This window comes from Streptomyces sp. NPDC094143, assembly GCF_040303825.1.
Classification (GTDB): domain Bacteria; phylum Actinomycetota; class Actinomycetes; order Streptomycetales; family Streptomycetaceae; genus Streptomyces.
Genome location: NZ_JBEOTZ010000006.1, coordinates 266833 through 281088, shown reverse-complemented (window position 1 = coordinate 281088; position 14256 = coordinate 266833). Strand labels below are relative to the sequence as shown.

Here is a 14256-nt window from a genome sequence, read left to right as displayed (position 1 = left end):
CGCGTCAGAGGGCCTCCGACCCCGCCTTGCCGTAGGCGCGCCGGGCGGGGACGGCCGGGGTCTCCACGGGGATCTCCACCACCGGCTGCTCCGGGGCGCCGATCCGGGGAATCGCACCGGTGGGCGTGCCGGTGGCGGCGGCGACCAGGGCGGCCGGGTGCCCGCCGCGGCGGCGGATCGCGCCGGGCAGCAGCGGGCGCCCGCCGGTGTGCAGGGCGACGGCGGTCATCGGCAGCGCGATCACCAGCAGACCGGCGCCGAGGACCAGGCCCATGACCGGGAACCCGGCCTGCGCCGACAGCACACTGCCGGTCAGCGGCCCCGCGGCCGTGCCCAGCGAGGACGCCGAGCCGACCAGCACCGCCCAGCGGCCGCGCGGGTCGAGCGAGGCGGCCAGCCCGATCAGGTACGACAGCACCACCGGGTACAGCGTGTTCCAGGCGATCTCGCCGGCCGCGAAGCTGCCGAGGCCCGTCGCGGAGGCGCTGACGGCGATGCAGCCGGCGATCAGGACCGTGCCCAGGCCGATCGGCACCGCGCGGCCGAGCCTCGCCCCGAGCGCGCCCGCGGCGAGGACGCCGGCCAGTCCGGCGCCCAGTGCCACGGCGAACACGGCACCCACGGTGGCCTCGCCGAGGTGGGCCTGCTCCAGCCCGATGCGTCCGCTCACGCCCCACAGGGAGTTCTGGGCGAGCGACCAGCAGACCATGGCGGCGGCCAGCACCAGGCCGGAACGGGCGTGCGGCAGCCGGGCCTTGTCCTGCCGGGCCGGTGTGGCGGGCACGCCGGAGGGGAGACGGCCGGTCAGCGGCCACACGGCCAGCGCCGTGAGGGCGATCGCGGACAGCGGCAGGCCGTGCCCCGGGCCCAGGTGCGGGACCGTCAGATACACGGCGCCGGCGAGCGCGGAGACGCTCAGCAGCCCGGCGGTGGAGGCCCGGTGCGGGTCCTTCTGGGCGGCGATGAGGGTGGCGGCGACGGTGGTGGCCGTGCCGGAGCCGAAGCCGCCCGCCATGGCACCGGCGACGACGGCCGGGACGGTGGTGGTCAGGGCGGCACCGCCGTAGCCGAGCACGGCCAGGACGAGGCCGAGCCGGGCGAGGGTGCGGGCGCCGATCCGTTCGACCCGGGAGGCCAGGGCGAATCCGGCGGCGGCCGAACTCAGCAGCAGCGCGCTGCCGACGGCACCGGCCTGCGTGGCGGAGAGCGGAAGGGCCGAGTCGAGCCTGCCGACGGTGGTCGGGAGCAGGTACGGAGCGAGGTACCCGGCCGTGAAGAGGGCGACGAGGGGCCAGGGAGTGGTGCGGGGGGCGAACACGGGCGTTCCCAGGGCATGCGAAAGGAGCGGCAGAAAAAGGGGAGATGGGGCGACGACCGTCGACGGACAGGAACGCGCGGGCAATTTGTATCAAGCGGATACTCGAGCACGGGAGTCCGGGCGGTGTGATGTGGAGCACGTTGCGTTTGGGAGGGTGAAGCCCGGGTAAACGAGCCGGTTCGCGCTAGCGCCAGTGCACCGATCCGGCCCCCGTCGGGACCGTCGCCTCGATCTTCGCCCGGACCTCCCGCATCACGGCGACGATCCGCTCCTCGTGCTCCGGGGTGAGCCGCGCGACCGGCACCGAGCAGCTGATCGCGTCCTGTGCCGGGGTGTCGTAGCGCAGCGCGAAGCCGAAGCCGACGATGCCGGGCACGCCCTCCTCGCGGTCCACGGACCAGCCGCGGTCCCGGATCCACGCGAGGTCGGCCGCCAGGGACTCCCGGCTGGTGTGCGAGTTCGGGGTGAGCGCCTCGTACGGCCCCTCGGGCAGCTCCCCGTCGGGGCGTTCCGCCAGCAGCGCCTTGCCCAGGGCGCCGGCGTGCGCGGGCAGGCGCCGCCCCACCCGGCTGATCGTCCTCAGGTACTCGTGCGACTCGCGCGTCGCCAGGTACGCCACGTCCCGGCCGTCCAGCCGGCCCATGTGGATGGTCTCGCCGAGCGCGTCGGACGCCTCGTCGAGGTACGACCGCACCACCCGGACCCGGGGGTCGGAGTCGAGGTAGCTCGTGCCCGTGAGCAGGGCGTGGATGCCGATGCCGTACAGCGAGCCGGTGACGTCGGTGCGGACCCAGCCACGCGAGACCAGGGTCTGCAGCAGCGCGTACATCGAGCTGCGCGGCACGTCGAGCGCGTCGGCCAGCTCCTGGAGCCGGGCCGGGCGGTCGCCGCGCGCCGCGAGGAGTTCCAGCAGCTCGACCGTGCGCGCCGCGGACTTCACCTCGCGGACGCCCCCTGTGTCTGACATGGGCCGATGGTAATCGCCCCGCTGCGCCCGGTTGACGGCCCCTGTTCGCGTATCTAACCTGCATTCCCATACGTAGATCACGTCTACATTAGGAGATGCCCGTGAGCGCTGGACCGGTGGCGGTCGCGCAGCGGCTGCGGGAGGGCATGGCGGGCGGCGTGCTGTCGTTCCCCCTGACCAGCTTCCGCGACGACGGCACCCTCGACCCGGACGGTTTCCGCGGCCATGTCGCCGAGCGGCTCGCCGCCGCGCCCGGAGCCGTCTTCCCCGCCTGCGGCACCGGGGAGTTCTTCTCGCTGGACGAGGACGAGTACCGGCAGGTGGTCACCATCGCCGTCGAGGAGGCGGCCGGCCGCGTCCCCGTCGTCGCGGGCACGGGCTACGGCTGGGCGCAGGCCGCCCGGTTCGCGCGCATCGCCGAGGACGCCGGAGCCGACGCGCTCCTGGTCCTGCCGCACTTCCTCGTCGCCGCCCCGCAGGACGGCCTGGTCGCCCAGCTGGAACAGCTCGCCGCCCGCACCCCGCTGCCCCTGATCGCCTACCAGCGCGGCCAGGTCGCCTTCACCGCCGCGTCGCTCCGGCGCGTCGCCGCCCTGCCGACCGTCATCGGCCTCAAGGACGGCCACAGCGACCTGGACCGGCTGCAGCGCCTCACGCTCGCCGCGCCCGAGGACTTCCTGTTCTTCAACGGGGCCGCCACCGCCGAGCTCCAGGCGCGCGCCTACGCCGCCGTCGGCGTCCCGGCCTACTCCTCCGCCGTCCACGCCTTCGCCCCCGAGATCGCCGACGCCTTCTTCGCCGCCCTGCGCGACGGCGACCACGGCACGGTCGACAAACTGCTGCGCGACTTCTACGTCCCGCTCGTCGAACTGCGCGACCGCGTCCCGGGCTACGCCGTGTCCCTGGTGAAGGCCGCCGCCCGCCTGCGCGGCCATCCGGTGGGCCCCGTACGCGCCCCGCTCACCGACCCCTCACCCGCCGACCTGACCGCCCTCGGCACCCTCCTGCGCACCGGACTCGACCTCGTGGGAGCCGCCCTGTGAACCTCACCGTCACGGACGTCCGGCTCACGCCGATCCTGGTCGCCGACCCGCCGCTGCTGAACACGCAGGGCGTGCACCAGCCCTACACACCCCGGCTGATCGTCGAGGTCGTCACGGCGGACGGGATCACCGGCGTGGGGGAGACCTACGGCGACACCACGTACCTGGAACTGGCCCGGCCCTTCGCCGAGCGGCTCAAGGGGCGTGCGGTCAGCGACCTGAACGGGCTGTTCACGCTCGCGGACGAGGTCGCCGTGGACGCCTCCCGCATCGAGGACGCCGTCGACGTCGGAGGCCTGCGGGGCGTGCAGACGGCCGGAAAGCTGCGGCTGTCCGTGCTCTCCGGGTTCGAGGTCGCCTGCCTCGACGCCCTCGGCAAGGCCCTCGGACTGCCCGTGCACGCGCTGCTCGGCGGCAAGGTGCGCGACGCCGTCGAGTACAGCGCCTACCTGTTCTACAAGTGGGCGAGCCACCCGCGGGGCGTGCCGGCCGAACAGGACGACTGGGGCGCCGCCGTCGACCCGGCGGGGGTGGTGGAGCAGGCCCGGCGGTTCACGGAGCGCCACGGCTTCACCTCCTTCAAGCTCAAGGGCGGCGTCTTCCCGCCCGACGAGGAGATCGCCGCCGTACGGGCGCTCGCCGAGGCCTTCCCCGGGCATCCGCTGCGGCTGGACCCCAACGGCGCCTGGTCGGTGGAGACCTCACTGCGGGTGGCCGGGGAGCTCGGGGACGTCCTCGAATACCTGGAGGACCCCACCCTCGGCACCGACGGCATGGCCGAGGTGGCCGCGAGGACCGGCGTGCCGCTGGCCACCAACATGTGCGTGACGACCTTCGCCGAGATCAAGGAGGCCTTCACCCGCGACGCCGTGCAGGTCGTGCTCTGCGACCACCACTACTGGGGCGGGCTGCGCAACACCCAGCAGCTCGCAGCCGTCTGCCGGGCCTTCGGCGTCGGCGTGTCCATGCACTCCAACACCCACCTGGGCATCTCGCTCGCCGCGATGACGCACGTGGCCGCCACCGTCCCGGACCTTCACCACGCCTGCGACTCCCACTACCCGTGGCAGTCGGAGGACGTCCTCACCGAGCGCCTCGCCTTCGAGGGCGGCAGGGTCGCGGTGTCCGACGCCCCCGGGCTCGGCGTGGAGCTCGACCGGGAGCGGCTGGCCGTGCTGCACCGGCGGTGGCTGGACGACGACGGTGCGCTGCGCGACCGCGACGACGCTGCGGCCATGCGCAGCGCGGACCCGGCGTGGCGGACGCCCGCGATGCCGCGCTGGTGAGACGCGTGGTCCAGGGGGGCGTGCGCGGGCCCCGCGCGGGCTGACAGGCGGGTGGGCCCCGCGTGATCGACGTCACGTTGTCGGTGATGTGGTGCAGACTGGCCTGATCCGCACCACGTCAGGGAGCGCATCGTGATCGCGTCCACCGCCCCGGCCGGAAAGGGCCCGGCCGGAAAGGGATCGCACCGTCAGACCCAGGTCGATCCCCTCGCCCCGCTGCGCCGGCCGGACGACCCGCCCTGGGACGTCTACCTCACCGGCACCGTCTTCCTCGACATCATCTTCACCGGCCTCGACTCCGCCCCGGTGCGCGGGACGGAGTCCTGGGCGCGCGGGATGGGGTCGAGCCCCGGCGGTGTCGCCAACATGGCCACCGCGCTCGCCCGCCTCGGCCTGCGCACGTCGCTGGCCGCGGCCTTCGGCGACGACCACTACGGCGACTACTGCTGGGACGCCCTGGAGCACGGCGAGGGCATCGACCTCTCCCCGTCGCGCACGGTGCCCGGCTGGCACTCCCCGGTGACCGTCTCCATGGCCTACGAGGGGGAGCGCACGATGGTCTCCCACGGCCACGAGCCGCCCCCCGAGGAACCGGCCCCCGAGTGCCCGCCCCGGGCCCGGGCCGCCGTGGCCTCCCTCGCGCCCGGCGTCAGCGCGCCCTGGATCGCCCAGGCCGCGAGCAAGGGCACCCGCGTCTTCGGCGACGTCGGCTGGGACGACACCGGCGCGTGGGACCTCGCCGGGCTGCCCGACCTGCGGCACTGCGAGGCGTTCCTGCCGAACGCGGAGGAGGCCATGCGGTACACGCGGACGGACTGCCCGCGGGCCGCCGCGCACGCCCTGACCGCGTACGTGCCGCTGGCCGTGGTCACCCTCGGGGCGGACGGGGCGTACGCGGTGGACCGGCGGACCGGGGAGACGGCGGAGGTGCCCGCGATCGAGGTCGAGGCGCTCGACCCGACCGGGGCCGGGGACGTGTTCGTCGCCGGGTTCGTGACCGGGACGCTGGCGGACTGGCCGCTGGCGGACCGGCTGGCCTTCGCCGGGCTGACGGCGGCGCTGTCGGTGCAGGAGTTCGGCGGTTCGCTGTCGGCGCCGGGCTGGTCGGAGATCGCCGCGTGGTGGCGCAGGGTGCAGTCCGTCGAGGGGCAGTCGGCGGTGGCGCTGGAGCGGTACGGGTTCCTGGCCGACCTGGTGTCGGAGGAACTGGTGAGGCCCTGGCCGCTGCGCAGAGCCGTCCCCACGATCGGCTTCCGGCGCTCGGCGTGACCTCCCGGCCGCAGTGCCGTCGCCTTGGCGGCCGTCCCTCCGGAACCCCTGGTGACAAGCCCCGCCCCAAAACCCCTCGGCGTTGTCACTCCCCCGTCGTACCCTGGGAATCGCGAGGCCGCCCTCAGCTGTGCGGCCGTGACGAGGAGGAACCGCAGGCCTTCAGCGCCGGCCCATGACTCAGACACCCACAGCTCACACCCCCGCGCAGGAGCAGGCGAGAGCGCAGCTCACCGTCCCCGCCCAGCACCCCATGGTGACCGTTCTGGGGTCCGGCGACTCCCTCCTGCGCGTGATCGAGAAGGCCTTCCCGGCGGCCGACATCCACGTCCGGGGCAACGAGATCAGCGCGGTCGGCGACCCCGTGGACGTCGCTCTCATCGCCCGCGTGTTCGACGAGATGATGCTGGTGCTCCGCACCGGGCAGCCGATGACGGAGGACGCAGTGGAACGCTCGATCGCCATGCTCAAGGCGAGCGACAGCGGCGAGAGCGACGGCCAGGAGACCCCGGCCCAGGTGCTCACGCAGAACATCCTGTCCTCGCGCGGGCGCACGATCCGCCCCAAGACGCTCAACCAGAAGCGCTACGTGGACGCGATCGACAAGCACACGATCGTCTTCGGCATCGGCCCGGCCGGCACCGGCAAGACGTACCTGGCGATGGCCAAGGCGGTGCAGGCCCTGCAGTCCAAGCAGGTCAACCGCATCATCCTGACCCGCCCGGCGGTCGAGGCCGGCGAACGCCTCGGCTTCCTGCCCGGCACGCTCTACGAGAAGATCGACCCCTACCTGCGCCCGCTGTACGACGCGCTGCACGACATGCTCGACCCGGACTCGATCCCGCGCCTGATGGCGGCGGGCACGATCGAGGTCGCGCCGCTCGCCTACATGCGCGGACGCACGCTCAACGACGCCTTCATCATCCTGGACGAGGCCCAGAACACGAGCCCCGAGCAGATGAAGATGTTCCTCACCCGCCTCGGCTTCGACTCGAAGATCGTCATCACCGGTGACGTGACGCAGGTCGACCTGCCGGACGGGACGAAGTCCGGTCTGCGGCAGGTCCAGGACATCCTGGACGGCGTGGACGACGTGCACTTCTCCCGGCTGTCGTCGCAGGACGTCGTCCGGCACAAGCTGGTGGGCCGTATCGTCGACGCGTACGAGAAGTACGACACGAAGCACGGCACCCAGAACGGCGCGCACAAGAGCCGGGACAGGTCCGGGCACAAGGGGAAGTAGACACACACAGCACCATGTCGATCGACGTCAACAACGAGTCCGGAACCGAGGTCGACGAGCAGGCGATCCTCGACATCGCCCGCTACGCGCTCGCGCGGATGCGCATCCACCCGCTCTCCGAGCTCTCGGTGATCGTGGTGGACGCCGACGCCATGGAGCAGCTCCACATCCAGTGGATGGACCTCCCCGGCCCGACGGATGTCATGTCCTTTCCGATGGACGAGCTGCGCCCGCCGTCCAAGGACGACGACGAGCCGCCGCAGGGGCTGCTCGGCGACATCGTGCTGTGCCCCGAGGTCGCCGAGAAGCAGGGCAGGGAAGCGGACACGCAGCACTCCATGGACGAGGAGCTCCAGCTCCTGACCGTCCACGGCGTGCTGCACCTGCTCGGCTACGACCACGAGGAGCCGGACGAGAAGGCCGAGATGTTCGGCCTGCAGGCGGCCATCGTGGACGGCTGGCGCGCGGAGCGTGGCCTGACCGGCCCGTCCCCGGCGCCGACGGTCTCGTAGCCGCCGATGAGTCCGCAACTCGCCCTGGGCGCCATCGCCCTGGTCGTCGTGGCCTGGCTCGCCGCCTGCGCGGAGGCGGGCCTCGCGCGCGTCTCCAGCTTCCGCGCCGAGGAGGCCGTGCGCTCCGGCCGCCGCGGCAGCGCCAAGCTCTCCCAGGTCGCCGCCGACCCGACCCGCTACCTCAACGTGGCGCTGCTGGTCCGCGTGGCCTGTGAGATGGCCGCCGCCGCGCTGATCACGTACGGCTGCCTCAAGGAGTTCGACGGCACCACCGAGGCCCTGCTGATCGCCATCGCGGTCATGGTCCTCGTGTCGTACGTCGCCGTCGGGGTCTCGCCGCGCACCATCGGCCGCCAGCACCCGCTGAACACGGCGACGGTCTCCGCGTACGTCCTGGTGCCGCTGGCCCGGATCATGGGCCCGATCCCGTCGCTGCTGATCCTCATCGGCAACGCGCTCACCCCCGGCAAGGGCTTCCGGCGCGGCCCGTTCGCCTCCGAGGCGGAGCTGCGCGCGCTGGTCGACCTCGCCGAGAAGGAGTCGCTCATCGAGGACGAGGAGCGCCGCATGGTGCACTCGGTCTTCGAGCTGGGCGACACCCTGGTCCGCGAGGTCATGGTGCCGCGCACGGACCTGGTGGTCATCGAGCGCTTCAAGACCATCCGCCAGGCCCTCACCCTCGCCCTGCGCTCCGGCTTCTCGCGCATACCGGTCACCGGCGAGAGCGAGGACGACATCGTCGGGATCGTGTACCTGAAGGACCTGGTCCGCAAGACGCACATCAGCCGCGACGCCGAGTCCGAGCAGGTCTCCACGGCCATGCGCCCCGCGTTCTTCGTGCCCGACACCAAGAACGCCGGCGACCTGCTGCGCGAGATGCAGAAGGAACGCAACCACGTCGCCGTCGTCATCGACGAGTACGGCGGCACGGCCGGCATCGTCACCATCGAGGACATCCTGGAGGAGATCGTCGGCGAGATCACCGACGAGTACGACCGGGAACTGCCGCCCGTGGAGGAGCTGGGCGAGGACCGCTTCCGGGTCACCGCCCGCCTCGACATCGGCGACCTGGGCGAGCTGTACGGCCTGGAGGAGTTCGACGACGAGGACGTCGAGACGGTCGGTGGCCTGCTCGCCAAGGCGCTGGGCCGGGTGCCCATCGCCGGGGCGTCGTCCGTGGTCGCCCTGCCCGACGGCCGGGACCTGCGCCTGACCGCGGAGGCCGCGGCCGGCCGCCGGAACAAGATCGTGACCGTGCTCGCGGAGCCGGTGGACCCGCCGGAGCCGCCCCAGGAGGAGAAGCCGGAGTGACCCCGAAGGAGCTGCGCGCGTTCTGCCTGTCCTTCAACGCGGCGGAGGAGGACTTCCCCTTCAGCCCGGAGATCTCCGTGTTCAAGGTGCGGGGCAAGCTGTTCGCCCTCTCCTTCCTGGACGCGAGCCCCCTGAAGGTCAACCTCAAGTGCGACCCCGACGAGGCGGTCCGCCTGCGCGGCGAGCACGAGGGGCTCATCGTGCCGGGGTGGCACATGAACAAGCGCCACTGGAACACCGTCACCGCCGACGGAGGCCTCCCTGACCAGCTGGTCAGGGAGCTCATCGAGGACTCCTACGACCTCGTGGTGGCCGGCCTGCCGCGAGCGGACCGCCTCCGCCTCGACCGCCCCTGACGCTTCCGTATGCTCGGATCATGACCGACAGCAGCGCGCTCGACCCCGAGGACCGCAAGATCGTCACCCTGGCCCGTTCCGCGCGGGCCCGCAACGGCGTGCCCGAGGGGGCGGCCGTGCGGGACGAGACCGGACGCACCTATGTCGCGGGCACGGTGGCCCTCGACTCGCTCAAGCTCAGCGCCCTGCGCACGGCGGTGGCGATGGCGGTGGCCTCGGGAGCGCGGTCGCTGGAGGCGGCGGCGGTGGTGACCGAGGCGGAGTCGGTGCCCGAGGAGGACCGCGCCGCCGTGCGGGACCTCGGCAGCGCGCAGACGCCGGTGCTGCTGGCGGGGCTCGACGGGACGGTCCGCAGCACGGTCACCGCCGGCTGAACTCCGCTGCGACCGGCGGTGATCGGGTGCGATGTCAACCTTGCCGGTCGCGCTCGGCGAGGACTCGATCGCGTCCCCGCTCACCCTGGTGGAGGCCGGTGGCGGCACCGTCGACTTCAGCGGCACCGAGAACCCGGCGATGGCCGCCGGCGCCCCCGTCGAGGTCGGCCCCCTCAGCGGCACCGTGGCCCTTGGCGGCAGCCTGGAGGCCTTCGGCGTCAGAGCGCGTCGGGGCCGCGCTCGCCCGTCCGCACCCGCACGACCGTGTCCACGGGCAGCGCCCACACCTTGCCGTCGCCGATCTTGCCGGTGTGCGCGGCCTTCACGACCGCGTCGATGACGTCCTCGGCGACCGCGTCCTCGACGACGGCCTCGATCCGGATCTTCGGCACCAGATCGACCTGGTACTCCGCGCCCCGGTACACCTCGGTGTGGCCGCGCTGACGGCCGTAGCCGCTGGCCTCGGAGACCGTCAGGCCGTGCACGCCGAGGGCCTGCAGGGCGTTCTTGACCTCGTCGAGGCGGTACGGCTTCACGATCGCGGTGATGAGCTTCATGCCTGGGGGGTGACCTTCTGGGCGGGGGGAGACGACGGAGCCCCGTGATCGTAGGCCGTCCCGGCGGCCCTCGGCGCCGCCGGGCTTCGGAAAGCTCACGCGGCGGGGATGTGCGGGCCGGGGTGCGGAGGGGTCGGTTGGATCAGGGAGAATGGGCGGCATGAGCGTTCGTGTGCAGTCATCCGAAGAGCCGGGCGAGACCGTCCACCGTGCCGGCTTCGCCTGCTTCGTGGGTCGTCCCAACGCGGGCAAGTCCACGCTGACGAACGCTCTGGTCGGGCAGAAGGTGGCGATCACCTCGAACCGGCCGCAGACGACGCGGCACACCGTGCGGGGCATCGTGCACCGGCCGGACGCGCAGCTGATCCTGGTGGACACCCCGGGGCTGCACAAGCCGCGCACGCTGCTCGGCGAGCGCCTGAACGACGTGGTGCGCACCACCTGGGCCGAGGTCGACGTGATCGGCTTCTGCCTGCCGGCGAACGAGAAGATCGGTCCGGGCGACCGTTTCATCGCCAAGGAGCTCGCGGGCATCAAGAAGTCGCCGAAGGTCGCGATCGTCACCAAGACGGACCTGGTCGACAGCAAGGCCCTGGCCGAGCAGCTCATCGCGATCGACCAGCTCGGCAAGGAGCTGGGCATGGAGTGGGCGGAGATCGTCCCGGTGTCGGCGGTCGGCGACCAGCAGGTCGAGCTGCTGGCGGACCTGCTGATCCCGATGCTCCCGGAGGGGCCCGCCCTCTACCCCGAGGGCGACCTGACGGACGAGCCGGAGCAGGTCATGGTGGCCGAGCTGATCCGCGAGGCGGCCCTGGAGGGCGTCCGCGACGAGCTGCCGCACTCCATCGCGGTCGTGGTGGAGGAGATGCTCCCGCGCGAGGACCGGCCCGCCGACAAGCCCCTCCTCGACATCCACGCCAACCTCTTCATCGAGCGCCCCAGCCAGAAGGGCATCGTCATCGGCCCCAAGGGCAAGCGCCTGAAGGAGGTCGGCATCAAGTCCCGCAAGCAGATCGAGGCACTGCTGGGCACACCGGTCTTCCTGGACCTGCACGTGAAGGTGGCCAAGGACTGGCAGCGGGATCCGAAGCAGCTGCGGCGGCTGGGGTTCTGACGGCCGGCCCTCGTCACCTCGGTTCCGTCTGCGCGCGCAGCACCTCCCGGAACCACGCGTACGAGGCCTTGGGCGTCCGCTTAAGGGTCTCGAAGTCGACGTGGACCAGACCGAAGCGGCGCGCGTAGCCCTCCGCCCACTCGAAGTTGTCGAGCAGCGACCACACGAAGTACCCGCGCACGTCGACTCCCGCCTCCAGCGCCCGGTGCAGGGCCCGGAGGTGGCCGTCCAGGTACGCGATGCGGTCCTGGTCGTCCACGCCCGGGTACGAGCAGCCGTTCTCGGTGATGACCACCGGCGGGAGGCGGTCGCCGTAGCGGTCGCGGAAGGAGGTGAGGACCTCCGTGAGGCCCTCCGGTACGACGGGCCAGCCGAAGTCGGTGACCGGACGGCCCTCGATCTCCCGCACGGAGAAGGGCAGTTCCGCCGGCATGGTGACTCCGCCGAAGTCGATCTCCGTGCCCTGCGGCGCGCCCACCCGGGTCGGGGCGTAGTAGTTGACGCCGTACCAGTCGAGCGGCTCGCTGATCACCTTCAGGTCGGCCTCCGGGTCCCCGGGCAGCAGCGCCTCGATGCCGTCCGGGTAGCGGCCCAGCAGCAGCGGATCGGCGAACAGGCGGTTCAGCAGCAGGTCGTAGAAGCCGGCCGCCTCGACGTCCGCCGCCTCGGCCGACGCCGCCCAGGTCGGGCCGTGCGAGTTGGCGATGCCGATGTCCGCGGCGCCGGCGGCGCGCAGGGCACGTACGGCCAGGCCGTGGGCGAGCAGCTGGTGGTGGGCGACCGGCAGCGCGTCGAACAGCAGCCGCCTGCCCGGCGCGTGCACGCCCAGGGCGTGGCCCAGCAGGGTGTGCTCGGCGGGCTCGTTCAGCGTGATCCAGCGGGTCACGCGGTCGCCGAGCCGGCCGGCGACCAGCGCGACGTGGTCGGCGAAGCGCGCGGCGGTGTCCAGGTCGAGCCAGTCCAGGTCCACGGGCAGGTCCCAGTGGAACAGCGTCGGCACCGGGCGCACGCCCGCCGCGCACAGGTCGTCCACCAGCCGGTCGTAGAAGTCCAGGCCGCCCTCGGAGCGCACGCGCGGCCAGGAGACCGAGAAGCGGTAGGCGTTCACGCCCAGATCCGCCAGAAGCGCCACGTCCTCGCGGTGGCGGTGGAAGTGGTCGCAGGCCACGGCCGCCGTCGAGCCGTCCTTGACCCGCCCGGGCCCGGCCGTGAAGGCGTCCCACACCGACGGTTCGCGCAGCTCGGCCGCGCCTTCGATCTGGTGCGCCGAGGTCGACACGCCCCACAGGAAGCCGGGCGGGAAGCGGGGGATCGGAGTGCCTGCGTCAGTCGCCATGCGCCGGATCATCCGTACCGGGGGTAACGGAAGTCAACGGCCGGGCGGGAAGCGGCCGTTACGCCCCCTCCTTCAGGACTCGCGAGACCAGCGTGCGCTGCTCGTCGGTGAGCCGCGGATCGGCCGCGTACACCGTCTTCCCGTCCACGGTGATCTGGTAGGCGAACCCGTCCGGCACCCCGATCGGCGGTGTGGTCCGGCCGGCGGCGAGCGCCCGCTCGGCCAGTGTGTGCCACGCGGCGGCATCGGAGCGGCCGGAGGTGTCCACCTCGGCGTGCCGCTCGATGCCCGCGAATCCGCCCGTGCGCCTCACCTGAATACGCATGGCACCTGTCTAGTACGGAACTACAGCGTCCGCACCCCGACCTGCTCCCAGGCCTTCGACACGGCGTCGAGTTCCTCGCCGTCGCCGAAGCGCTCCCGGGCGGCCTTGACGGTGAGCGTGGCGAAGTCGGCGAACAGCGCCTGCGCCTTCAACTCGCCGCCGGTCAGGACGTCGTACCACACCTGTCCCGCGCGCTCCCAGGCGTGGCCGCCGAGGGCAGTCGCCGCGAGGTAGAAGGCGTGGTTGGGGATGCCCGAGTTGATGTGGACGCCGCCGTTGTCGCGGCCGGTGCGGACGAAGTCGTCCATGGTCGCGGGCTGCGGGTCCTTGCCGAGCACGTCGTCGTCGTAGGCGGTGCCCGGCGCCTTCATGGAGCGCAGCGCCTTGCCCGTCACCCGCGGGGCGAGCAGCCCGGCGCCGATCAGCCAGTCGGCCTCGGTGGTGGTCTGGCCGAGCGTGTACTGCTTGATCAGCGCGCCGAAGACGTCCGACAGGGACTCGTTGAGCGCGCCGGGCTGGCCGAAGTAGGTGAGGTTGGCCGTGTACTGCGTGACGCCGTGGGCGAGTTCGTGGCCGATGACGTCGATCGGGATGGTGAAGTCGAGGAAGATCTCGCCGTCCCCGTCGCCGAAGACCATCTGCTCGCCGTTCCAGAAGGCGTTGTTGTAGTCGCGGTCGTAGTGCACGGTCGCGGTCAGCGGCAGGCCGTCGCCGTCGATCGAGTCGCGTCCGAACGCCCGCAGGAACAGCTCGAAGGTCGCGCCGAGCCCGGCGTAGGCCCGGTTGACGGTGGCGTCCCTGCCGGGGGCGTCGCCCTCGCCGCGGATCCGGTGACCGGGCAGGTCGGTGCCGTGCCGGGCGTCGTGGACGGTGCGCCGCGGCCTGCCCTCGGCGGCCGAGGGGACGGCGGTGGCGCCGAGGACGGTGGTCAGGCGGCGCCGGGTGCGCTCGAAGGCGTCGCGCTGCAGGGTGCGGCGGGCGGGTCCGGCGAGCGCGGGGTCCTCGGCCCGGGCGAGCTTGTCGAGGACGTGGGGCGGGACGATCGTGCAGAAGACGGGCTCGAAGCCCCCGTGGGTCGTCATGCCCGAAACCCTTGCACTGCGTGACGGAACTGTCACCAGTAGCCACCGTGATTGGTGAAATACGGGGACAACGGCCCTCACGCTCCGTGGTGGCTGCTAGGGCGAAGTGGCATGGCGCACTTTTCGTCCCATTTGTTCGACCGGTCCCGCATACTGATACGAC

15 protein-coding genes and 1 pseudogene are annotated in these 14256 nt (G+C 72.5%); 10 read left to right on the top strand and 6 right to left on the bottom strand.

What is annotated here, in order from left to right; translation table 11 throughout:
- Positions 1-4: 4 nt before the first annotated feature.
- The gene (locus tag ABTZ58_RS11140; protein WP_351353560.1) at positions 5-1318 is read right to left on the bottom strand and encodes an MFS transporter; all 1314 of its coding nucleotides are present in this window, start codon (positions 1316-1318) and stop codon (positions 5-7) included.
- Between the two features lie 184 nt (positions 1319-1502).
- Complete coding sequence (locus ABTZ58_RS11135) at positions 1503-2285, bottom strand: IclR family transcriptional regulator (RefSeq protein WP_351353558.1); 783 nt, start codon at positions 2283-2285, stop codon at positions 1503-1505.
- A gap of 95 nt (positions 2286-2380) precedes the next feature.
- Here ABTZ58_RS11135 and ABTZ58_RS11130 point away from each other — a divergent pair, with 95 nt between their 5' ends.
- From ABTZ58_RS11130 to ABTZ58_RS40165, 9 genes and pseudogenes are all read left to right on the top strand, one after another.
- Positions 2381-3328, top strand: a complete 948-nt coding sequence (locus ABTZ58_RS11130) for a 5-dehydro-4-deoxyglucarate dehydratase (protein ID WP_351353555.1) — start codon at positions 2381-2383, stop codon at positions 3326-3328.
- Complete coding sequence (locus ABTZ58_RS11125) at positions 3325-4614, top strand: glucarate dehydratase family protein (RefSeq protein WP_351353552.1); 1290 nt, start codon at positions 3325-3327, stop codon at positions 4612-4614. The genes ABTZ58_RS11130 and ABTZ58_RS11125 overlap by 4 nt, the downstream gene beginning before the upstream one ends.
- Before the next feature lie 132 nt (positions 4615-4746).
- Complete coding sequence (locus ABTZ58_RS11120; RefSeq protein ID WP_351353549.1) at positions 4747-5883, top strand: carbohydrate kinase family protein; 1137 nt, start codon at positions 4747-4749, stop codon at positions 5881-5883.
- Between the two features lie 175 nt (positions 5884-6058).
- Positions 6059-7126, top strand: a complete 1068-nt coding sequence (locus tag ABTZ58_RS11115; protein ID WP_351353546.1) for a PhoH family protein — start codon at positions 6059-6061, stop codon at positions 7124-7126.
- A gap of 14 nt (positions 7127-7140) precedes the next feature.
- Positions 7141-7638, top strand: a complete 498-nt coding sequence (gene ybeY / locus ABTZ58_RS11110) for an rRNA maturation RNase YbeY (RefSeq protein ID WP_020270521.1) — start codon at positions 7141-7143, stop codon at positions 7636-7638.
- 6 nt (positions 7639-7644) lie between these two features.
- The gene (locus ABTZ58_RS11105) at positions 7645-8949 is read left to right on the top strand and encodes a hemolysin family protein (RefSeq protein ID WP_351353543.1); all 1305 of its coding nucleotides are present in this window, start codon (positions 7645-7647) and stop codon (positions 8947-8949) included.
- A complete protein-coding gene (locus ABTZ58_RS11100) occupies positions 8946-9305 on the top strand; it encodes an MmcQ/YjbR family DNA-binding protein (RefSeq protein ID WP_351353540.1) in 360 nt (119 codons plus the stop codon). The genes ABTZ58_RS11105 and ABTZ58_RS11100 overlap by 4 nt, the downstream gene beginning before the upstream one ends.
- A 20-nt stretch (positions 9306-9325) precedes the next feature.
- Positions 9326-9679 (top strand): cytidine deaminase-like protein, encoded by a 354-nt coding sequence (locus ABTZ58_RS11095; RefSeq protein ID WP_351353537.1) that lies wholly within the window; start codon positions 9326-9328, stop codon positions 9677-9679.
- Positions 9680-9716: 37 nt separating this feature from the next.
- A pseudogene (locus ABTZ58_RS40165) lies at positions 9717-9896 on the top strand (hypothetical protein); the annotation flags it as partial.
- 1 nt (position 9897) lies between these two features.
- Here ABTZ58_RS40165 and ABTZ58_RS11090 read toward each other — a convergent pair.
- Positions 9898-10236 carry a P-II family nitrogen regulator gene (locus ABTZ58_RS11090; protein ID WP_351353534.1) on the bottom strand — a complete coding sequence of 113 codons (339 nt, stop codon included), beginning with the start codon at positions 10234-10236 and terminating at the stop codon, positions 9898-9900.
- A gap of 160 nt (positions 10237-10396) precedes the next feature.
- On the opposite strand from ABTZ58_RS11090, the gene era reads away from it, so the two are divergent.
- A complete protein-coding gene (era, locus tag ABTZ58_RS11085) occupies positions 10397-11350 on the top strand; it encodes a GTPase Era (protein ID WP_309098102.1) in 954 nt (317 codons plus the stop codon).
- Between the two features lie 13 nt (positions 11351-11363).
- On the opposite strand, the gene ABTZ58_RS11080 is transcribed toward era, so the two are convergent.
- The 3 genes from ABTZ58_RS11080 to ABTZ58_RS11070 are packed head-to-tail and all read right to left on the bottom strand — an operon-like array spanning position 11364 to position 14093.
- Complete coding sequence (locus ABTZ58_RS11080; protein WP_351353530.1) at positions 11364-12686, bottom strand: GH1 family beta-glucosidase; 1323 nt, start codon at positions 12684-12686, stop codon at positions 11364-11366.
- A gap of 58 nt (positions 12687-12744) precedes the next feature.
- On the bottom strand, positions 12745-13011 hold the full coding sequence (locus ABTZ58_RS11075; RefSeq protein ID WP_351353527.1) for a protealysin inhibitor emfourin: 267 nt from the start codon (positions 13009-13011) through the stop codon (positions 12745-12747).
- Between the two features lie 20 nt (positions 13012-13031).
- Complete coding sequence (locus ABTZ58_RS11070) at positions 13032-14093, bottom strand: M4 family metallopeptidase (protein ID WP_351353524.1); 1062 nt, start codon at positions 14091-14093, stop codon at positions 13032-13034.
- Positions 14094-14256 lie beyond the last annotated feature (163 nt).